Source organism: Pseudidiomarina gelatinasegens, assembly GCF_004025325.1.
GTDB lineage: Bacteria > Pseudomonadota > Gammaproteobacteria > Enterobacterales > Alteromonadaceae > Pseudidiomarina > Pseudidiomarina gelatinasegens.
On record NZ_RSFE01000007.1, the window covers coordinates 51,175 to 70,576 of the forward strand.

19 protein-coding genes are annotated in these 19,402 nt (G+C 49.0%); 15 read left to right on the plus strand and 4 right to left on the minus strand.

Annotated features, from left to right (window positions below):
* Entirely contained in the window at positions 1–393 is a 393-nt protein-coding gene (locus EGC76_RS09560) for a Rid family detoxifying hydrolase (protein WP_128352772.1), read from the plus strand.
* On the opposite strand, the gene EGC76_RS09565 is transcribed toward EGC76_RS09560, so the two are convergent.
* On the minus strand, positions 390–1,715 hold the full coding sequence (locus tag EGC76_RS09565; protein ID WP_128352773.1) for a Na+/H+ antiporter NhaC family protein: 1,326 nt from the start codon (positions 1,713–1,715) through the stop codon (positions 390–392). The two genes, EGC76_RS09560 and EGC76_RS09565, sit on opposite strands and share 4 nt — an antisense overlap.
* A 129-nt stretch (positions 1,716–1,844) precedes the next feature.
* Between EGC76_RS09565 and EGC76_RS09570 the strand changes: the two genes are divergently transcribed.
* Complete coding sequence (locus EGC76_RS09570) at positions 1,845–3,368, plus strand: carbon-nitrogen hydrolase family protein (protein ID WP_128352774.1); 1,524 nt, start codon at positions 1,845–1,847, stop codon at positions 3,366–3,368.
* Between the two features lie 54 nt (positions 3,369–3,422).
* A complete protein-coding gene (locus EGC76_RS09575) occupies positions 3,423–5,078 on the plus strand; it encodes a fatty acid--CoA ligase (RefSeq protein ID WP_246013953.1) in 1,656 nt (551 codons plus the stop codon).
* A 37-nt stretch (positions 5,079–5,115) separates the two neighbouring features.
* Here EGC76_RS09575 and EGC76_RS09580 read toward each other — a convergent pair whose 3' ends face one another.
* Both EGC76_RS09580 and EGC76_RS09585 read right to left on the minus strand, forming a co-directional pair.
* Complete coding sequence (locus tag EGC76_RS09580; RefSeq protein WP_128352776.1) at positions 5,116–6,408, minus strand: amidohydrolase; 1,293 nt, start codon at positions 6,406–6,408, stop codon at positions 5,116–5,118.
* Between the two features lie 101 nt (positions 6,409–6,509).
* On the minus strand, positions 6,510–7,148 hold the full coding sequence (locus EGC76_RS09585) for a TIGR01621 family pseudouridine synthase (protein ID WP_128352777.1): 639 nt from the start codon (positions 7,146–7,148) through the stop codon (positions 6,510–6,512).
* Positions 7,149–7,196: 48 nt separating this feature from the next.
* Between EGC76_RS09585 and trmH the strand changes: the two genes are divergently transcribed.
* Genes trmH through hemB form a run of 12 tightly spaced genes read left to right on the plus strand, consistent with a single transcriptional unit; the run spans position 7,197 to position 18,463 of the window.
* Entirely contained in the window at positions 7,197–7,883 is a 687-nt protein-coding gene (trmH, locus tag EGC76_RS09590; RefSeq protein ID WP_128352778.1) for a tRNA (guanosine(18)-2'-O)-methyltransferase TrmH, read from the plus strand.
* Entirely contained in the window at positions 7,880–9,961 is a 2,082-nt protein-coding gene (recG, locus tag EGC76_RS09595; protein WP_128352779.1) for an ATP-dependent DNA helicase RecG, read from the plus strand. Before trmH ends, recG begins: the two co-directional genes overlap by 4 nt.
* Positions 9,962–10,003: 42 nt before the next feature.
* Positions 10,004–10,759: a bifunctional demethylmenaquinone methyltransferase/2-methoxy-6-polyprenyl-1,4-benzoquinol methylase UbiE gene (gene ubiE, locus EGC76_RS09600; RefSeq protein ID WP_128352780.1), complete on the plus strand. Its 756-nt coding sequence runs from the start codon at positions 10,004–10,006 to the stop codon at positions 10,757–10,759.
* The gene (locus EGC76_RS09605) at positions 10,759–11,364 is read left to right on the plus strand and encodes a ubiquinone biosynthesis accessory factor UbiJ (protein ID WP_246013954.1); all 606 of its coding nucleotides are present in this window, start codon (positions 10,759–10,761) and stop codon (positions 11,362–11,364) included. Before ubiE ends, EGC76_RS09605 begins: the two co-directional genes overlap by 1 nt.
* Complete coding sequence (ubiB, locus tag EGC76_RS09610) at positions 11,361–13,004, plus strand: ubiquinone biosynthesis regulatory protein kinase UbiB (RefSeq protein WP_128352782.1); 1,644 nt, start codon at positions 11,361–11,363, stop codon at positions 13,002–13,004. Before EGC76_RS09605 ends, ubiB begins: the two co-directional genes overlap by 4 nt.
* 18 nt (positions 13,005–13,022) lie before the next feature.
* The gene (tatA, locus tag EGC76_RS09615) at positions 13,023–13,226 is read left to right on the plus strand and encodes a Sec-independent protein translocase subunit TatA (protein ID WP_128352783.1); all 204 of its coding nucleotides are present in this window, start codon (positions 13,023–13,025) and stop codon (positions 13,224–13,226) included.
* A gap of 5 nt (positions 13,227–13,231) precedes the next feature.
* Complete coding sequence (tatB, locus tag EGC76_RS09620; RefSeq protein WP_128352784.1) at positions 13,232–13,561, plus strand: Sec-independent protein translocase protein TatB; 330 nt, start codon at positions 13,232–13,234, stop codon at positions 13,559–13,561.
* Positions 13,554–14,297, plus strand: a complete 744-nt coding sequence (gene tatC / locus EGC76_RS09625) for a twin-arginine translocase subunit TatC (RefSeq protein WP_128352785.1) — start codon at positions 13,554–13,556, stop codon at positions 14,295–14,297. The genes tatB and tatC overlap by 8 nt, the downstream gene beginning before the upstream one ends.
* Before the next feature lie 3 nt (positions 14,298–14,300).
* Positions 14,301–14,840, plus strand: coding sequence for a hypothetical protein (locus EGC76_RS09630; protein ID WP_128352786.1), 540 nt, complete (start codon positions 14,301–14,303; stop codon positions 14,838–14,840).
* A gap of 21 nt (positions 14,841–14,861) precedes the next feature.
* Positions 14,862–15,641, plus strand: a complete 780-nt coding sequence (locus EGC76_RS09635; protein WP_164876828.1) for a TatD family hydrolase — start codon at positions 14,862–14,864, stop codon at positions 15,639–15,641.
* A 7-nt stretch (positions 15,642–15,648) separates the two neighbouring features.
* Complete coding sequence (locus EGC76_RS09640) at positions 15,649–17,442, plus strand: sensor domain-containing diguanylate cyclase (protein ID WP_128352788.1); 1,794 nt, start codon at positions 15,649–15,651, stop codon at positions 17,440–17,442.
* A 19-nt stretch (positions 17,443–17,461) separates the two neighbouring features.
* Positions 17,462–18,463: a porphobilinogen synthase gene (gene hemB / locus EGC76_RS09645; RefSeq protein ID WP_128352789.1), complete on the plus strand. Its 1,002-nt coding sequence runs from the start codon at positions 17,462–17,464 to the stop codon at positions 18,461–18,463.
* 16 nt (positions 18,464–18,479) lie between these two features.
* Here the strand turns inward: hemB and EGC76_RS09650 are convergent, their stop codons facing one another.
* The gene (locus EGC76_RS09650; RefSeq protein ID WP_128352790.1) at positions 18,480–19,397 is read right to left on the minus strand and encodes a Ppx/GppA family phosphatase; all 918 of its coding nucleotides are present in this window, start codon (positions 19,395–19,397) and stop codon (positions 18,480–18,482) included.
* Positions 19,398–19,402: the final 5 nt, after the last annotated feature.

Genomic DNA, 19,402 nt, shown 5'->3' on the forward strand with positions numbered 1-19,402 from the left:
ATGTCAAAAGTTATTATCAGCACTGAAAAAGCACCTGCCGCTATTGGAACCTATTCGCAAGCCGTTAAAATAGGTACAACGGTATACTTGTCCGGCCAAATTCCATTGGTGCCTGAAACCATGGAGTTCGTCAGCGAAGAGTTTCGTGCGCAAGCTGTACAAGTATTTAAGAATCTAACTGCAGTGTGTGAAGCTGCGGGCGGTTGCTTGCAAGATATGATCAAAGTTCAGATTTACCTGACTGATCTTGGCAACTTCCCGATTGTGAACGAAGTGATGGCAGAATTTTTTGAGATGCCATACCCAGCGCGCGCCGCAATTGGCGTAAAAGCCTTGCCAAAGGGCGCGCAAATAGAAATTGACGGTGTTATGGAGATACCTAGCACCAACTAAGCAACGGCTTCGCTGGTGCGGGCTTCTAACGGTCTGCGCCAGACGATCATTGCAATTGCAACGCCAGCCAGAATAAAACAGTAGCCTGTGTGAACACTCACTTCTAACGGCGAAAGCCCGAAGCTGGCGCCCATTAGTAGCGCCTGCGCCCCGTAGGGCAAGGCACCTTGTACAACGCATGCAAATATATCCAGCAAACTGGCACTTTGGCGGGGCGCTAGATTCCCTTCTTCGGCCAAGCGTTTACTGACTTCACCGGAAAGTAAAATGGTCACGGTGTTGTTGGCTACGGCGAAGTTGGTGAGCCCGGTTAAAGCGGCGATACCAAACGCAGCCCGCTGCTGTTTATGTTTGAATAAACGGCCGGTGACTGCGCTGACGGTATTGGCTAAGAACTTCAAACCGCCTTGCTGACGGATGAGTGCCGACAGCCCCCCAATAAGCAGCGAGAGCAAGAAAATTTCTTGCATGCTGGTGAAGCCTTCGTAAACATCTTTGCTAAATGCCACCCATTCGTAGCCAACCGTGAACATGCCAAAAGCAGCCGCTAGAATGATACCCAGAGTGAGCACAGCAAATACGTTCAGCCCCATTACGGCGAGCACAATGATGAAGAAATACGGAAGGCTCAACCACAAGTTTGCTTCGGGAATCTTAGGTGGCACTGCGCCGGTGTCGTAGGTAAGTAACCAAATAATCGTGATGGCGGCAGCGGGCAATGAAATTTTAAGGTTGGCTTTAAATTTGTCACTCATCTCACAGCCTTGCGTGCGCGTCGCGGCAATTGTTGTGTCAGAAATAAAAGACAAGTTATCACCGAACATGGCACCACTGACTAATACCCCAGCTAGCAAGGCCAAGTCGATCTCGGCAGCTTCGCCTAAGCCAAGCGCTACGGGTGCGAGTGCGGCCAGTGTGCCCATTGATGTGCCCATAGCGGTTGAGACCACTGCAGCTATAATGAACAAGCCAGGCAATAAGAATTGCGGCGGAATGATGTTTAGCCCTAATGCCACCATTGCGTCGACACCACCCGTTGCTGCCGCAACCGTGGAAAAGGCGCCTGCTAACAGGTAAATCATGCACATGGTGACAATGTTGCGCTCACCAACGCCAGCGACAAAGGTGTCAATGCGTTGCTCGAATGCCTGTTTGCTTAGCAGCACGCCTAAAATAATGGCCGGTAAAATAGCGACAGGGCTGGCGAGTTGATAAAACGCATAGTCGACACCTGCTTGTTGGAAATAGATCCCGGTGCCAAGAAACAGCGTAAGAAATAAACCAAGAGGCAGAAGGGCCTTGGCACTGGCTGGCTGTGTCATAAAAATCCTTGCAATGGTTATGTTGTTATTTAGACGTCCAGAAGTTTATATGTCTTATCTTGACGTTGCAAGCACCGCGTAGAACGCTTACCTTTATTCAAGTTGTACACAGAACACCAAAGGATGTCTATGAGCCCGGATGAACTTCATTTACAGTTGCGTAATCTTCGCAAAGACGATTACCCCCAGTTAAAAGCATTAATGGATAAAGTCTATCCAGACATTGGTGGCGCTTGGGGCGAACACACGATTTTAAAATTAATCAATGAGTTCGCAGAAGGACAAATTTGCCTGGAAGATAATGGGCAATTGGTGGGCGTTGCGTTAACTGTGAAAGTTAAATACGCACGCTTCAGTAACCCGCATACCTATGATGATTTGATGGATGCGCGGGAGAATATTCTTAATGATCGCAAAGGCGATGCTATTTACGGTTTGGATGTACTGATTCATCCGGACTATCGGGGCTATCGTCTCGGTCGACGTCTTTATGATGCGCGTAAAGAGTTGTGCCGACAATCGAACCTAAAAGCCATCTTGGCCGGTGGTCGCATTGTCAATTTCCATAAATACGCCGATGAGATGACACCGGGCCAGTACATTGAGGCCGTGCATCGTCGTGAAATTTATGACCCGATTTTAACCTTCCAACTCGCCAACGATTTCACCGTGAAGCGCTTGCTGGGTAAATACTTACCTGAAGATAAACGCTCGGTAGGTTTTGCCACCTTGTTGGAGTGGAATAACTTTTTATACGAGCCATCGGATAACATCCTCGGCTCACGTATCCGCAATGTTCGTGTGGGTGCGCTGCAGTGGCAAATGCGTGAAATTGACTCGGTTGAAGAAATGCTGCGCCAAGTAGAATATTTCGTTGATGCCATTTCAAGTTACCAAAGCGATTTCGCGGTATTCCCTGAGTTCTTTAATGCGCCGTTAATGGGTTTAACTGATCAGAGCCAGCAAAAGGATGCGATTCGCTTCTTGGCGGGGTTCACCGAACGTTTTAAACGTGAAATGTCGCAAATGGCGGTGAGCTATAACGTCAATATTATTACTGGGTCGATGCCGATTAATGAAGACGATGTGATTTATAACGCATCGTATTTGTGCCGTCGTGACGGCACCATTGAAGAGCAACGCAAAATCCATGTTACGCCCCATGAAAAACGCGATTGGGTCATCGAAGGTGGCGATCATGTGCAGGTATTTGATACCGATGCCGGCAAAATTGGCATCCTGATCTGTTACGACGTGGAATTTCCGGAACTGGGTCGCCTGATGGCCGATGAAGGCTTAGAAATTTTGTTTGTGCCGTTTTGGACCGATACGCGCAATGCTTATTTGCGTGTTCGTCACTGTGCACAAGCGCGTGCCGTAGAAAACGAATGTTACGTGGTTACTTGTGGCAGTGTGGGTAATTTGCCGCAGGTTGAAAGTTTAGACGTGCAGTATGCGCAGTCGGCAGTATTCTCACCGTCCGACTTTGCGTTTCCCTACGATGCTATCTTGGCTGAAACCACAGCCAACACGGAGCAACTTATATTCTCTGATCTCAATTTAGATGAATTGCGTTACTTACATCATGAAGGCTCGGTGACGAATCTGAAGGATCGTCGCACCGATATTTATGAAGTGACACGAAAGTGGTAGAACAATAAAAAGACAAGAATACATAACAAGAATACAGAACAACAAGGAACCATTATGCCGGTAAAACTCTTAAAACCGACGGAAGACGCCTACGAGTACCCGTTACTCATTAAGCAATTGTTGTTATCAAGCCAGCGTTACGGTGGTGACAATGAAATTGTAGGGGGTAACAACGGCCAGCGTTTCAGCTATCGTGAATTTAATGAGCGTGTGTGCCGTCTTGCTAATGTATTGACAGAAGCGGGTGTGAAAGCCGGCGACGTGGTTGCTGTACTCGACTGGGATACGCCACGGTACTTGGAATGTTTCTTCGCAATTCCAATGATTGGCGCGGTTCTGCATACAGTGAACGTGCGTTTGGCCCCAGAACAAATTGTGTACACCATGAATCATGCCGAAGACAAACTGGTACTGGCGCATGACGATTTCTTGCCGTTATTGGCGAAAGTGAAGCATGAACTCATGACGGTTGAGAAATTCATTCAATTAAGTGATTCAGATACACCCAGCGAAGCGCCGCTTAAAACTGCGGGCGAATATGAAGAGTTATTACGTAAAGCGCTGCCCGACTTTGATTTCCCTGATTTTGATGAGAACGCAATCGCTACAACCTTCTACACCACGGGTACCACGGGTAATCCGAAAGGGGTTTATTTCTCCCACCGTCAACTGGTGTTGCACACCATGACTTTGGCTGCGACCACTTCAATGAATGACAACATGCAATTGATGCAGTCATCCAGCGTGTATATGCCAATAACACCTATGTTTCATGTGCACGCATGGGGCGTTCCTTATGTCGCGACCATGATGGGTTTGAAGCAGGTTTATCCGGGGCGCTACGAGCCAGCAACCCTGTTGAAACTATTCATGACCGAGAAGGTGACTTTCTCACATTGTGTGCCAACTATTTTGCAGATGGTATTAAGCAGTGAAAAAGCCAAGGCCATCGACTTCAGCGGCTGGCAGGTATTGATAGGCGGCAGCGCATTAACCGCTGGGTTGGCAAGCGCAGCGTTGGAGCGTGGTATAGAAATTTATACCGGCTACGGCATGTCAGAAACCTGTCCATTGTTGAGCACAACCTGGATGCCACTCCATGCATCGGAGTTCAGCCATGATGAGCAAGTTGCTGAACGTATTAAAACTGGCCGACCGGTACCTTTTGTGAATATGCGTATTATTGACAGCAATGGGCGCTTTTTACCGCATGATGGCGAAGCCATGGGGGAGGTTGTGGTGCGTACGCCGTGGCTTACTCAAGGTTATTTAAAGGAACCGGATAAGAGTAAAGAGCTGTGGGCAAATGGTTGGATGCACACCGGCGATGTTGGAACCATTGATAGCAGTTACACGTTACAGATCCGTGACCGCATCAAAGATGTGATTAAAACCGGCGGCGAGTGGGTGTCATCGCTAGACATCGAAAATCTAATTAGTAAGCATCAGGATATTGAATTAGCGGCTGTTATTGGGTTGCCGGATGATGAATGGGGCGAGCGTCCACACGCTTTAGTAACCGTTCGTGCTGGCGCTCAAGTTGACCATCAAGCAGTGGTGGCGCATATGCAGCAATATGTTGATGAAGGGTTGATTGAGAAGTGGGCTATTCCAGACACGGTAAAAGTCGTGGACGAAATTCCACGTACCAGTGTCGGGAAAATTGATAAGAAAGTGATTCGAGAAATGCTTAAGAAAAACGCCCAATAAAGGGCGTTTTTTCTTCGTATCTTAACGAGTGTTTTGCTTACTTCGTGTTGGCGTAGTCAAACACCCAGTTCACATAAAGCTCGGTACCTACTTTAAGTGCATCTTCGTCTGCGTAGAAGTACGGCGAATGGTTACTTGGCGCTTCAGCAGGGTTTTGGCCGTCAGGCGTGATTCCCAAAAACACGAATAACCCAGGCACTTCAAGCGCAAAAAATGAAAAGTCCTCTGCGCCAGTAACTAAGGCATTCACCTTCACGTTATCCGCACCAGCAACGCGTTGCATGGTTGGCAGCATTTGACGTGTTAGCTCCGGGTTATTAATAGTGACTGGGTAGCCTTCATCAATGTGTACGTGCGCTTCAGCACCGCTCGCTTTCGCGGTCATTTCTGCGGTGGTTTTCAGATTTTCAAAAATCTGTGCACGATTGCCCATATCAAAATTACGAATGGTACCTTCCAGATAGACTTCATCCGGAATGATGTTGTTGCGCACGCCGCCTTCCACAATTCCGAAGCTCACCACTGCAGGTGCTTTGGTGATATCCACTTGGCGTGAAATGATACTTTGCGTGTTACTGATAATCTGACCCGCGGCGACAATTGGATCCACTCCACCCCAAGGGCGTGAACCATGCGTTTGGCGACCTTTAACATTAATCTCAAAGCGATCAGAAGAGGCCATTAATGGGCCTTCGCGATAACCGATTTCACCGGTGTTACCAGCAGACCATACGTGAATACCAAACACGGCTTCAGGAGCATATTGCTTGAATAAGCCCTCTTTCAACATCAGCTCTGCACCACCTTCTTCATCTGCAGGCGCGCCTTCCTCTGCGGGCTGAAAGATAAACACAACATTTCCAGCAAGCTGGTCACGCATAGCTGTTAGTTTTTCTGCGGCACCCATCAACATGGCAACGTGTAAATCGTGCCCACATGCGTGCATAACGCCAACTTCTTTGCCTCGGTATTCAGACACCGCTTTTGACGCGAACGGTACATCGGTGAGTTCAACAACCGGCAAGGCGTCCATGTCAGCGCGTAACGCGATGGTTGGGCCAGGCTTGCCACCTTTCAGCAGGCCAACAACGCCGGTATGGGCAACACCGGTTTGAACTTCAAGGCCCAGCTCTTCTAGGTGCGCTGTGATGACTTTTGCGGTGCGGAATTCACGATTACTTAATTCTGGATGTTGGTGCAAATCGCGACGCCACTCGATGATTTTCTGTTCAAGTTGCGCATTAATTTTGACTGTTTCTTGTGCTTGGGCTGCGCCAAAAAGTGAGCTGGCTGCGGCGACTAACGCCAAGCTAATTGCTGTACGTTTCATGAATTGATCCCTTTGGGTTTCTAACGATGTGTAGCAATGAGTATGCCGCTTTTTTCATCACAATGCCAAGCTACACCTTGGTCGAATATCGCGCAGGAAAGTTAAAGCGTCGAAATGCTGGCGGGTAAATCTAGAAAATGTTCGTAAGCGGGCCAAGGTACTTCAATATCGATAAGGGCATTGGCGTAAGTGAACTGTAATTTCCAGGCATGCAAATGCAAGTGCTGCGCAGGTTCACCACCGTAGCGTTTATCGCCGCAAATGGGAACGCCCAAACTTTTTAACGCCACGCGTAACTGATGGGTACGCCCAGTAATCGGCTTTAAAACATAATAACGATAACCAGGCTTCAGCGAGTAACTCATAAACCGGGTTTGAGCTGGGTTGTCATGGGTATGCAGCAATCGCCAGTTGCCACGACGTACGTTCTGCATGTCGCCACTTACCAATCCTTGCTTTTTCTTCGGCTTGCCGGCACTAATGGCCAAGTAGAACTTTTGCACGGCGCGCTGAGCGAAAAGCTCACTCAAGGCAGCTGCAGCGGCCTGATTCCGAGCCACCAACAAGGCTCCCGATGTTGGCGTGTCAAGCCGGTGCACGGGCCACAGAGGCTCGTTTAGTTGCTCGCTGAGCTGATGTACAACACTGCGCTCGTCATCGTTGGCATGCATAGGCGCACCAGCAGGTTTATCCAGCACATAGAAATCTGGGTGGTGAAACACTATGGTTAACTCACGCATGCCGTTATACTTGCCTTAAGTTTGAGTGAAAAACTGTTGGAAATCATCATGTCGCCGGAGCGCTTCGCACGAATTTCACAATTGTTAGATAAGCGTCAGGCTGATCTTACGTTGTGTTTAGAGAGTGTCCACAAAAATCATAACTTAGCTGCGCTTGTGCGCACTGCGGATGCTGTTGGCATCCATGAAGTACACGCTATTTGGTACGAGCAAGCGTTGCGCATTAAGCGTGGTGCGGCCGTTGGTAGTGAAAAGTGGGTGAAAGTTCACCATCACAATGGCCTTGATCCTGCGATTAACCAACTTCGCGCTGAGGGCAAACAAATTCTGGTTACCAACCTATCGCAACATGCGGTCGACTTTCGAACTATTGATTATACCAAGCCAACGGCCATTATTATGGGCCAAGAGCGCCGCGGTGTAACGCCAGAAGCTATTGCTGCGGCAGACCATGAAATTATTATACCTATGGTGGGCATGGCTGAATCACTCAACGTGTCAGTGGCCGCAGCAGTGATTCTGTATGAGGCACAGCGCCAACGCGAAGCCGCGGGTTGTTATCAGCAGTCAACGGTTAGCGCAGCTGAGCGCGAGCGCGTATTGTTTGAAGGCGGGCATCCTATTTTTGCACGTTTATGTCGGCTCAATGATATTCCCTACCCAAGCTTAGATAAAACCGGCCAAATTGTTGCCGATGAACAATGGTGGCAACGCATTCGGAGCGCAAAACGATGAGCGGCGACGGCCTGCACCGAATTCCTATAAGCACACTGAAAGGTGTGGGGCCCAAGCTACAAACCAAGCTGGCGAAGCTGGGGTTGGTGAATGTGCAGGACGTACTCTTACACTTGCCGTTACGTTATGAAGACCGCTCACGTATCTACCCGATTGCAGCTCTGCAACCCGGCACCAGCGCAACGGTCATTGCGGAAGTACTTAAAGCTGAGGTTGCCTATGGCCGCCGTCGCATGCTGAAGGTGCGGGTGCGCGATGCGAGCGGTGTGTTGAATTTGGTGTTTTTCCAGTTTTCCGCGGCACAGCTTAAGCAGTTTGCACAAGGCACACGTTTGCAGTTATTCGGCGAGGCGCGTCGCGGTATTAGTGGGCCTGATATGATTCACCCCGAATACAAGATTATTGACGATGAAACACCAAGCCTCGGCGAAGAAGCTCTAACGCCTGTTTACCCAGCCACCGAAGGCGTTCAGCAAGCTACGTTGCGCAAGCTCAGTGAGCAAGCACTCACCTACTTAAATGATCAAGCGTTGCCAGAGTTGTTGCCGGAACAATTGCGCCCAGGGGGCTTGAGTTTAGCGCAAGCTATTCGCACCCTGCATCGGCCGCCATTGGACGTGAGCTTGCAACAATTGAGTGAGGGCACTCACCCTGCGCAAACACGACTTGCTGCAGAAGAATTGCTGGCGCATCAAGTGAGCTTACTCAAGTTACGCGCACTCAAACAGGCGCATAAAGCACGGGCACTGCATATCAATGAAGAGTTGCAGCAGCAATTTTTGGCACAATTACCCTTTAAACCAACCGCAGCCCAACAACGCGTGGTGCAAGAAATTCAAACCGATCTTGCCATGGATTTGCCAATGATGCGGCTGGTTCAAGGCGACGTGGGTTCAGGCAAAACATTGGTTGCAGCACTGGCTGCGCTAACCGCAATTGGGCAGGGGTTTCAAGTTGCGTTAATGGCACCCACTGAGATACTTGCCGAACAACATGCATTGACGTTTCGGCAATGGCTGCAACCATTAGGTATCCAGGTCGGTTGGCTGGCGGGTAAACAGAAGGCCAAGGAGCGCCAAGAAAATTTAGCTGCTGTGGCAGCGGGGCGCGTTCAACTGGTGGTGGGCACGCATGCATTATTTCAAGCCGAAGTGACCTACCACAATTTGGCTCTGGTCATTATCGATGAACAGCACCGGTTTGGGGTGCACCAACGCCTCGAGCTGCGGCAAAAAGGTGTTGATCAAGGTTACCAACCCCATCAATTAATTATGACCGCAACCCCTATACCACGGACCTTGGCGATGACGGCCTATGCTGATTTGGCCACCTCAATCATCGATGAGCTGCCGCCAGGCCGAACGCCCGTTAAGACCGTGGCCATTCCAGACACGCGGCGCGACCAAGTCATCGATCGTGTAGAACACGTGTGCTCCGATCAAGGTTTACAAGCGTATTGGGTATGTACGCTGATAGAAGAATCCGAAGCCTTGCAATGCCAAGCGGCGGAAGATACCGCCAGTCAGTTGCAAGAAGCGCTGCCGAATCTGCGCATTGGCTTGGTTCATGGGCGTTTAAAAAGCCAAGAGAAAGAAGCTGTTATGACTGCTTTTAAGGCGCATGAATTGGATTTGCTGGTTGCGACGACGGTTATCGAAGTGGGCGTTGATGTGCCCAATGCAAGTCTGATGATTATTGAAAACCCGGAGCGTTTAGGCTTGGCGCAACTGCATCAATTACGTGGCCGTGTTGGGCGCGGCGCTGCTGCCAGCCATTGTGTACTGCTGTACCATGCACCGTTGTCTAAAACAGCAACGCAGCGGTTGGCGGTGCTACGTGACAGCAGTGATGGCTTCGTGATTGCGCAGCGCGATCTTGAGCTGCGTGGACCGGGCGAGCTGCTCGGCCAGAAGCAAACCGGATTGACCGAAATGAAGGTTGCCGACCTGGTAAAACACAGTCACTTGGTGGACCAAGTACACGAATTAGCCCAGACCATTTGGGCGCGCTATCCACAAACTGCAGATGCTTTGATCTTGCGCTGGTTACCGCGCCGCGACCACTACGCCCAAGCATGATTTCGTAGTACACTAGCGCGAGATGTTCAAAAAGGTTTAAACATGAAAGATTCCAATCAAGACACAATCGATTTTGGTTACAAGCAGGTTGCGAAAACCGAGAAACAAAGCCTGGTTGCTAACGTATTCAATTCGGTAGCGCAAAAGTACGATGTGATGAATGACTTAATGTCATTCGGCATTCACCGTTTGTGGAAGCGCTATACCATTGATTGCAGTGGCGTTCGTAGCGGTATGAAGGTGCTCGATATTGCCGGTGGAACAGGTGATTTAACCGCACAGTTCTCGCGTCGCGTGGGTCCAACCGGTGAAGTTGTCTTGGCAGATATCAATGATGCCATGCTTGAAGTGGGGCGGGATAAACTGCGCAATCGAGGCATTGTTGGTAATGTTCGTTATGTGCAAGCGAATGCCGAAGAGCTGCCGTTTGCGGATGATAGTTTTGACATCATTACCATCGCTTTTGGTTTGCGTAATGTCACTGATAAGCAAAAAGCATTGGAATCCATGTTTCGTGTATTGAAGCCTGGCGGTCGTTTGTTGGTATTGGAGTTCTCGAAACCCATTCAACCGATGCTCAATCAAGCTTACGATTTTTACTCATTTAATATCTTGCCCAAAATGGGGCAAATGGTCGCTGGCGATGCTGAGAGCTATCAGTATTTAGCTGAATCCATTCGTATGCACCCCGATCAAGCAACGCTCAAAGGCATGATGGAGCAAGCCGGCTATGAGCAGGTAACGTTTGACAATTTAACTGGTGGCATTGTTGCTTTGCACCGTGGGTTTAAATTCTGATGTTGTGGACCGTACTGCCGACCGGCGCTGCTGAAGCCCTTGCCAACCATCTGTTAAGCCTTGACGAGCAGTCGCCGGAGCGCTTTAAAAAAGTTGCCCACAAGCGGGTTCGTGTAACCTTAACTGAGCTTGGCAAGCCGTTTACCGTGCAAGCACTGGACGATAGCTTACGGTTTAGTTGGGTCGATAATGAGCCGGTAGACTGCCATATTATGACCCGCATTGCGGTGCTGCCAGAATTACGCGATACCGCGAATATTACCCGCTTGATCAAAGCCGATGCGCTAGATATTGATGGTGATCCGTTGCTGGCGCAGCAGTTTAGTCGGTTGTTTGTCGAACTTGATATTGACTGGCAAGAGCAGCTAGCTCAGCGTTTAGGCGACGTGCCAGCGCACTTTTTGAGTCAGGCCTTTGCGCGCAGCCGCAGTTGGCTTGAGCAAGCACTTGATGACCAAAAGAATTGGGTGCGTGATGTTTTGATTGAAGAAAAACAACTGCTTGTTAGTGCGACTGAATTTGATGTATTTAAACAGCAATTGCAGCAACTGCGCGCAACAGTTGACCGTCTAGAACGTGAAATTGGTAAAAGGAAATCGAAGTGAGTCAGCGCATCCAGCGAGCCTATCAAATCACGAAAACCTTTTTAAGCTACGGTTTGGATGAGATTATCCCTGCCCGCTGGTTACCTTGGAGTATACGGGTTGGGCGTTATGCGCTGTTCTGGATGCCGAACAGGCATAAGCAAAAGTCAGCTGGTGCGCGTTTACGGTTGGCATTAGAGTCACTTGGGCCGGTGTGGGTGAAGTTTGGCCAAATGCTGTCAACGCGGCGCGATTTACTGCCGCCTGATATCGCAAATGAGCTGGCTAAATTACAAGATAAAGTTAAAGCATTTCCAGGCGAGAAAGCCCAACAACTCATTGAAAAAGCGCTGGATTTGAAGTCGATTGATGATGCATTTGATGACTTTTCTGTGCATCCGTTGGCTTCAGCATCGATTGCGCAAGTACATACCGCGCGTTTGAAGCGTGGTGACGATGCTGGCGCTGATGTTGTAATTAAAGTTATCCGGCCGGACATTCGTACCTCAATTGACGCCGATTTGCGGCTGATGGAAACTTTGGCTGGCGTGTTAGCAAGGCACCTGCCAGATGGTCGCCGACTGAAGCCGAAAGAGGTCGTCAAAGAATATCGAAAGACACTCCTTGATGAGCTTGATTTGCTGCGCGAAGCAGGCAACGCCATTCAATTAAAACGCAATTTTGATGATTCACCGCTGCTTTATATTCCAACGGTGTACAGTGATTATAGCCGTCATAATGTGATGGTCATGGAACGCATCGATGGCATTCCAGTCAGCGACGTGGACACGCTAATGGCCATGGGCGTGAATATGAAAATACTGGCTGAGCGCGGTGTGGAAGTATTCTTCACGCAAGTGTTTAGGGATAGTTTTTTCCATGCCGATATGCACCCAGGCAATATTTTTGTGTCACGCGACAATCCCGATAATCCGAGCTACTTAGGTATCGATTTTGGCATTGTCGGTACGCTTAACCGTGATGATAAACGTTACCTAGCTGAAAACTTTCTGGCCTTTTTCAATCGTGATTATCGCAAGGTGGCTGAGCTGCATGTGGATTCAGGTTGGGTGCCAGCGCACATCAATGTTGAAGACTTTGAGTCGGCCATTCGTACCGTGTGTGAACCTATATTTAATAAGCCGTTGGCAGATATCTCTTTTGGCCACGTGCTGGTTAATTTGTTTAATACGGCGCGCCGTTTTGAAATGGAAGTGCAGCCGCAGTTAGTGCTGTTACAAAAAACCTTGCTGTATGTAGAAGGGTTGGGCCGCACCTTATATCCGCAGTTGGACTTATGGAAAACTGCAAAGCCATTTTTAGAAAAATGGATGCAGGAGCAGCTGGGCTGGCGTGCTGTGGTGCGCTCAGTAAAAGAAAATGCACCGTTTTGGGCAGAAAAGCTGCCTGAGATGCCAACCTTGCTTTATGATTATTTAAAACATCAGCAACCACATGCACAAGCTCAACAACAGTTGTTAGCTGAGCTACGCCAGGCGCAAAAGCTGCAGACGCGGCAAACCTGGTGGGCGACTATTACTGGCGGCTTAATTATTAGTACAACATTATTATTTGTAGCAAACCAACCGGACTGGTTGGTTGCGTTAGTGGCAGCGACGACAGCAGTAAGTGGCGTTGTGGCCTGGCGACGCACTAACTAAAACCAAACGAGGCAAATTATGGGCGGTGTAAGTCTTTGGCAATTATTGATTATTTTGGTGATTATTGTGTTGTTGTTTGGCACCAAACGACTACGCAATATCGGTTCTGATTTGGGCTCAGCAGTAAAAGGCTTTAAAAAGTCGGTGACTGATGAAGATGTTGAAAAGAAAGAACTGGACCAGAAAAAAGAACAAGCACCTGATCAAACAAAAGATAAATAAGCACCATGTTTGATATTGGTTTTTGGGAACTCATCGTGATCGCCGTTATGGGCTTGGTCGTGCTGGGGCCTGAACGGTTGCCAGGGGCGCTGCGCGCGCTGCAACGCACCGTGCACAAAGTGCGCCAATTCTCGAGCAATGTGCAAAATGAATTAAAACATGAGTTGCGTGTAAAAGAGCTGCATGAGCATCTGCAAAAAGCCGAGCAATTGGATATGGACAAGTTGCCGCCGGAACTGCAACGCTCAGTAGCGGAACTAAAAGCCGCTGCACAACAAGTTCAGCGGCCTTATGCATCAAAACCTGAAAAAAACGACAAAGACAGCCATGAGTAGTCAGTCACCGTTGCTTGATCACTTACTTGAACTGCGCAATCGATTACTTCGCAGTATTATCGCGGTGGGTATCGTGTTCGCGGTAGCGGCGACTTTTGCCGATGACCTCTACCATTGGCTAGCAGCGCCAATGTTAGCAAGCTTGCCGCTTGGCTCGAGTATGATTGCGACGGATGTCGCTACACCGTTCTTCACTCCCTTTAAACTGGCCTTTGTGGTGTCAATTGCCATTGCCGTACCCTATTTGCTGTGGCAGTTATGGGCGTTTATTGCTCCAGGGCTATACCGCAAAGAGAAGCGCTTGGTCGTGCCGTTGTTAGCAAGCAGTACCTTATTGTTTTACGCTGGCGTTGCGTTCGCCTATTTTGTGGTGTTGCCTTTAGCGCTCAAATTTTTGGCCGGAGCAGCACCTGAAGGTGTTACTGTTGCAACAGATATTTCCCGTTATTTAGACTTTGTACTTACTATATTCATGGCATTTGGCATTGCATTTGAAACGCCAATTGCCATAATTTTACTTTGCTGGAGTGGCGCAACCAGTGTTACATCATTACGCCGTAAGCGCCCCTATATTATCGTTGGTGCTTTCGTGGTGGGAATGTTATTAACGCCACCAGATGTGATTTCACAGACACTGTTGGCAATACCAATGTGGCTGCTTTTTGAACTTGGCTTGCTTATTGCGGGTCTATATCGATCTGAACCCAAACCAGAACCAGAACAAAACCAGGATTAATGTATGACGAAGCAGTTAATTATTACTTCAGTAGTTGCACTTGGCGTGTTGCTGAGTGCCAATTCTCCAGCGCAGGCGCAGTCTTTAGATGAACGCCTAGCCGCGTGTAAAAGCATTGAAAATGCCCTTCAACGTTTAGTTTGTTTTGATGAAGTCGCGGCAAATGTAAAAGGCAGCTCAGTGGCTTCAAACCCTGTAGCGGGAACACCAGCCTCGGAGCGAGCCCAGAGCGTGGCAGGCAAGAAAGACCGTCCAGCAACTTCACAGCGTGATAACTTTGGTTTTGAACATATTCCGGACGAAGAAGCTGAAAAAGAAAAAGCCGATCGGCTTGCCATCAAAATCGCGAACCACTCGGTGAACCGAGTTGGCGTATTGACGATTGAGACCACCGATGGCCAGGTATGGGAACAGCTAAGTGCTGAGCGCTTTAATATTGATGAAAGCGCAGACTATTACTTAGAGCGTGGCCTGTTTGGAAGTTACTTCTTCCTCGGCCGTACCGACGGCAACCGCCGCACACGCGTAAAACGCATCAAATAGCACGCGGGTTAAATAGGGCTGATGAACTGGTTTGATTGCGGCGTAAACTTAACCAACGGTAAATTACTGCGCGATGTTGAGGGCGTGTTACAACGTGCCGAACAAGCGCAGGTGAATAAGCTGTTGGTCATTGGCACCAACCTATCGGAAAGTGCTGCCGCAATCGCATTGTGTGAGCGTTTTCCTGAGCAGTTGGTAGCAACAGTGGGTGTGCACCCCCATGATGCAGCTGAAGCCCCCGCAGACGTTATTAATCAGTTAACGCAGTTAGCTAGTCACCCGAGTGTTGTTGCCATCGGTGAGTGCGGGCTCGATTTCAATCGTAACTACTCACCGAAGCCGGTTCAGCTTGAAGTTTTTGAAAAACAGTTACAGGTAGCCGCAGAACTTAAACTCCCCGTGTATTTGCATGAACGTGACGCGCATGATCAGCAGTGCGAATTACTCGAACGCTATCAGCAAGATATACCGCGAATGGTTGCGCATTGTTTCACGGGCGGAAAAAAAGAGCTTGCACGTTACCTCGAACTTGGTTGTTATATAGGTATTACAGGTTGGCTGTGTGATGAACGCCGAGGCCAGGAATTGCAAAATGCGGTTGTAGACATTCCAGCAGATCGTCTGCTATTAGAAACTGACGCTCCATTTTTATTACCCCGCAATATCCGCCCGCGTCCTTCGTATAATGAACCGTGTTACTTACCTAAAATTGGTGAGTTTTTGGCGCAGCTTCGACAGCAGGAAGTCAGTGAAATTGCTGCCCTAACATGGCAAAACAGCCTTACTTTTTTTAGAAAATAGGGACGCTATGACAATCAAAACTATCCATCGGTGGCTACTGCTTCTGGTGGTGTTGTGTTTTGGGGATGCGCTTAGTGTGGTTCAAGCCGAACCACTTAAACCGACTATTTACTATCAGCAAGAAAGCGAAAATACCTCGCTTCAGCAACTGATAGGCTCACCCCTGCAGCAATGGCAAACCGTGCCAAAAAACGAAGCCGTTTCATTTGGGTATACACCTGAAGTTTATTGGTTCCGCGTTCAGGTCGGCGCCAATGATGCTGATCGTATTCTGTATTTAGGCTACCCGTTGCTTGACAGTATTGATGCTTATTTCGTGCAAGAAGGCGAAGTGATTCGGCATTACAACATGGGCGACCAGCAACCTTTCAGCGCGCGCCCAGTGCATAACAAAAACTTCGTGGTGCCGGTACCCACTCATGCTGAACACGAAGTATATATTCGGGTAAGAACCGAAAGTTCGCTGCGTTTCCCGTTAGAAGTATGGGAACCACTGGAATTTATGGAAGCAAATCAATACCAAGTAGCCGCTACTGGGCTCTATTTCGGTTTGCTGCTGTGCATGGCTATCTATAACCTTTTCAACTTTCTTGTCACACGTGACATTAGCTTTTTAAATTACTCGGCGTACACCCTTTCAATTGGCCTGTTGATGGCAGGGCTTGACGGTGTTGGTTTCCAATACTTATGGCCAAATTGGATATGGCTGCAAGACCGAATCGTCACCATGATTGGCAGTATCATGATCATGTTCGCGACGCTGGTGACCATGGGCGTGCTGCAAACTAAAATCCACAGCTCCACCATTCATACGTGGCTTCGCCGGTTTATGATGGTCTATGGGCTAACCTTTGTGCTCAGTCTTTTCTTGCCTTACGCAATGCTGATTCCATTTGTACTGATCTTAGCCGTGGTTTGCTCCACGTTCTTGCTTGGCAGTGGCATTGTGCTGTGGCGGCGCGGTCTTATTTATGGGCGAATATATACCTTGGCGCTTAGTGCGTTACTGGCAGCAATTTGTATTAATGCGCTGGGTTACCTCGGCTTATTTGAGTCCGTATTTGTGCAACGCTATGCCATTATGGCGGCCTCGGCATTTGAAGTGTTATTGCTATCGTGGGCATTGGCGATTCGTTTCAATGATGGCCGCAAAGAGCAGCTCGCCTTAAAAGAACAGATGAATCATCAGCTTGAAGATATGGTTTCGCAACGTACTGAAGAGCTTGAGAAGGTGATGATTCGGCTTCAGAAAGCCAATCAAGAACTGGAACAGCGTAGTAATGAAGATGGTTTAACGGGTTTATACAACAGACGATTCTTGAACCAAGAGTTTAAACGGGAATTTCGTCGTTGCCGCAGAAACGGTACGAATTTGACGCTAATGATGCTTGATATTGATCATTTCAAGGCGCTCAATGACAGTTACGGTCACTTATTAGGCGATCAGATTCTGATTGACCTGTCCAATTTGTTGAAACGTAATTTGCGTCGGGCAAGCGACACCCTTTACCGCTATGGCGGCGAAGAATTTACCCTGTTACTCCCAGATACTGATGAAGTAGGTGCACGAGATTTGGCAGTTAGCCTTGCCAAGAAGGTTCGAGAACATGCTTTTGATACCGATCATGGTCCTATGCACATTACCGTGAGTATTGGAGTTGCGGTTGCTAGCCCTGACGTCTATGATCAGCCCACGCAATTATTAGCCACCGCAGATGAGGCCTTGTACCGCGCCAAAGCCGCGGGTCGTGACCAGATTCGGGTTATTGCTGAGCGCGAACGCTCAGTGTCAAGTTCATAGCTTTAGCGAAGGACAATCTATGCAGCATGTCAGCCACTTTCCTTTTCGCCGTATGCGTCGCTTACGGCGCCACGATTTCAGCCGTCGCATGGTGGCTGAGCATCAACTTAGCGCCGCTGACTTAATTTATCCGGTGTTTGTTTTACCCGGTGAACAAGCGCGCGAAAAAGTTGCCTCCATGCCGGGCGTGGAACGACTATCCATTGATTTGCTGGTTGCTGAGTGCCAAGAAATTGCGGCTCTTGGTATTCCGGCTGTCGCGCTATTTCCAGTAACTCCAGCTTCAGATAAGTCTTTAACAGCTGACGCTGCGTGGGACGACAATGGGCTAGCGCAGTGCGCTGTGCGTGCGATTAAGGCTGCGGTGCCGCAGCTGGGTGTCATTACTGACGTGGCACTTGACCCATTTACCACCCACGGACAAGACGGAATCATTGACGATAACGGCTATGTGCAAAACGATATTACAACCGAAGCTCTAGTGCGCCAGGCTTTGTCGCATGCGCGCGCGGGTGCCGATGTTGTTGCGCCATCAGATATGATGGACGGGCGCATTGGAGCGATTCGCGAAGCGCTTGAAGAACATGGTTTTATTCATGTGCAAATTATGGCCTATTCCGCGAAATATGCATCGGCCTTTTATGGGCCATTTCGCGACGCGGTCGGCTCAGCGGGTAACCTAAAAGGTGGCGACAAAAAAACGTACCAAATGGACCCGGCCAATACCGATGAAGCGTTGCACGAAGTAGCACTCGATATTGAAGAGGGCGCCGATATGGTCATGGTGAAACCGGGCATGCCGTATTTAGATATTGTACGACGCGTAAAAGATACCTTTAAAGTACCAACGTTTGCTTATCAGGTAAGTGGCGAGTACGCGATGATGCAGGCCGCTATAGCGAATGGATGGTTGAGTGAAGCGGTTATCATGGAGTCATTGTTAGGCTTTAAACGCGCTGGCGCTGACGGCATTTTGACGTATTTTGCCAAATATGCGGCGCAACAATTGCGCAATAGCTAGCATCTGCGAATGTGGTCTAGAAGTTCGGGCGGGTCAGCATATTTATGAGTAGGCCCTCCCGAAGCGCGCCTTCGGCAATTTTTACATGCTGAATGTTCAAATGTTCCACTAATGCGATCAAGATACACAACCCACCAACAAACACGGCTTGCCGATCACGCCGAATTCCAAGTTGCCCGAGTTTCTTCACATGCCCAAGTGAAATAGCGCGCGCTAATACGTCGCGCAACCACGTTTCACTCATAGGTAACTGCTCATAACGGGCATTCATGTCATGTAGCGCACGAAAGGTTCCAGAAGCGCCGCTAACGTGTTGCCAGCCGGCTTGCACAAACTGCTTGGCGTGCGGACGAATAAGCGCTCCTGCGGCTGCTATGGCTTGTTCACAGGCATCACGGCTAATAACTTTGGCTGGAAAAAAGCGGTTTTGCCATGTTACGCAGCCCATATCGAGGCTAACAAGGTGTTGAGGTTGCGTGCCTTTACCAACAATAACTTCGGTGCTTGCGCCACCGATATCTAGCACCAGAACGGCTTTGTCGCTGTTGATCAGGTGTTGGGTCGCGCCCTGATAAATCAGTTCAGCTTCACATTCGCCACTGATGATATCAATTGCATGCCCGAGCGCTTGCTCGAAACGGGGTAATATTTGTGCGTGATTGGTTGCCTTGCGTAACGTGGCAGTAGCCACACAGCGCACACGTTCAGCGGAGATATTCTTAAGTTTGTCGGCGAAGCCTTTAAGGCATTCAATACCGCGTTGAATGGCAGCTTCACTCACTTCTAAATGTGTGTTGAAACCGTCGGCCAACCGCACCTTTTGCCGATGCCGGCTCAAAATGCGGTAACCGCCGTCACGCTTCACCGTAGCAATAATCAAATGGAAGCTATTTGAGCCCAAATCGATTGCGGCGAAGCGTGCGTCCTGCGTCATGTCGT

What these genes read in the sequence shown, in the direction of transcription:
- EGC76_RS09560 (WP_128352772.1), top strand. Translation starts at nt 1, where the DNA reads ATGTCAAAAGTTATTATCAGCACTGAAAAAGCACCTGCCGCTATTGGA.
- EGC76_RS09565 (WP_128352773.1), bottom strand. Translation starts at nt 1,715, where the DNA reads ATGACACAGCCAGCCAGTGCCAAGGCCCTTCTGCCTCTTGGTTTATTT.
- EGC76_RS09570 (WP_128352774.1), top strand. Translation starts at nt 1,845, where the DNA reads ATGAGCCCGGATGAACTTCATTTACAGTTGCGTAATCTTCGCAAAGAC.
- EGC76_RS09575 (WP_246013953.1), top strand. Translation starts at nt 3,423, where the DNA reads ATGCCGGTAAAACTCTTAAAACCGACGGAAGACGCCTACGAGTACCCG.
- EGC76_RS09580 (WP_128352776.1), bottom strand. Translation starts at nt 6,408, where the DNA reads ATGAAACGTACAGCAATTAGCTTGGCGTTAGTCGCCGCAGCCAGCTCA.
- EGC76_RS09585 (WP_128352777.1), bottom strand. Translation starts at nt 7,148, where the DNA reads ATGCGTGAGTTAACCATAGTGTTTCACCACCCAGATTTCTATGTGCTG.
- trmH (WP_128352778.1), top strand. Translation starts at nt 7,197, where the DNA reads ATGTCGCCGGAGCGCTTCGCACGAATTTCACAATTGTTAGATAAGCGT.
- recG (WP_128352779.1), top strand. Translation starts at nt 7,880, where the DNA reads ATGAGCGGCGACGGCCTGCACCGAATTCCTATAAGCACACTGAAAGGT.
- ubiE (WP_128352780.1), top strand. Translation starts at nt 10,004, where the DNA reads ATGAAAGATTCCAATCAAGACACAATCGATTTTGGTTACAAGCAGGTT.
- EGC76_RS09605 (WP_246013954.1), top strand. Translation starts at nt 10,759, where the DNA reads ATGTTGTGGACCGTACTGCCGACCGGCGCTGCTGAAGCCCTTGCCAAC.
- tatA (WP_128352783.1), top strand. Translation starts at nt 13,023, where the DNA reads ATGGGCGGTGTAAGTCTTTGGCAATTATTGATTATTTTGGTGATTATT.
- tatB (WP_128352784.1), top strand. Translation starts at nt 13,232, where the DNA reads ATGTTTGATATTGGTTTTTGGGAACTCATCGTGATCGCCGTTATGGGC.
- tatC (WP_128352785.1), top strand. Translation starts at nt 13,554, where the DNA reads ATGAGTAGTCAGTCACCGTTGCTTGATCACTTACTTGAACTGCGCAAT.
- EGC76_RS09630 (WP_128352786.1), top strand. Translation starts at nt 14,301, where the DNA reads ATGACGAAGCAGTTAATTATTACTTCAGTAGTTGCACTTGGCGTGTTG.
- EGC76_RS09635 (WP_164876828.1), top strand. Translation starts at nt 14,862, where the DNA reads ATGAACTGGTTTGATTGCGGCGTAAACTTAACCAACGGTAAATTACTG.
- EGC76_RS09640 (WP_128352788.1), top strand. Translation starts at nt 15,649, where the DNA reads ATGACAATCAAAACTATCCATCGGTGGCTACTGCTTCTGGTGGTGTTG.
- hemB (WP_128352789.1), top strand. Translation starts at nt 17,462, where the DNA reads ATGCAGCATGTCAGCCACTTTCCTTTTCGCCGTATGCGTCGCTTACGG.
- EGC76_RS09650 (WP_128352790.1), bottom strand. Translation starts at nt 19,397, where the DNA reads ATGACGCAGGACGCACGCTTCGCCGCAATCGATTTGGGCTCAAATAGC.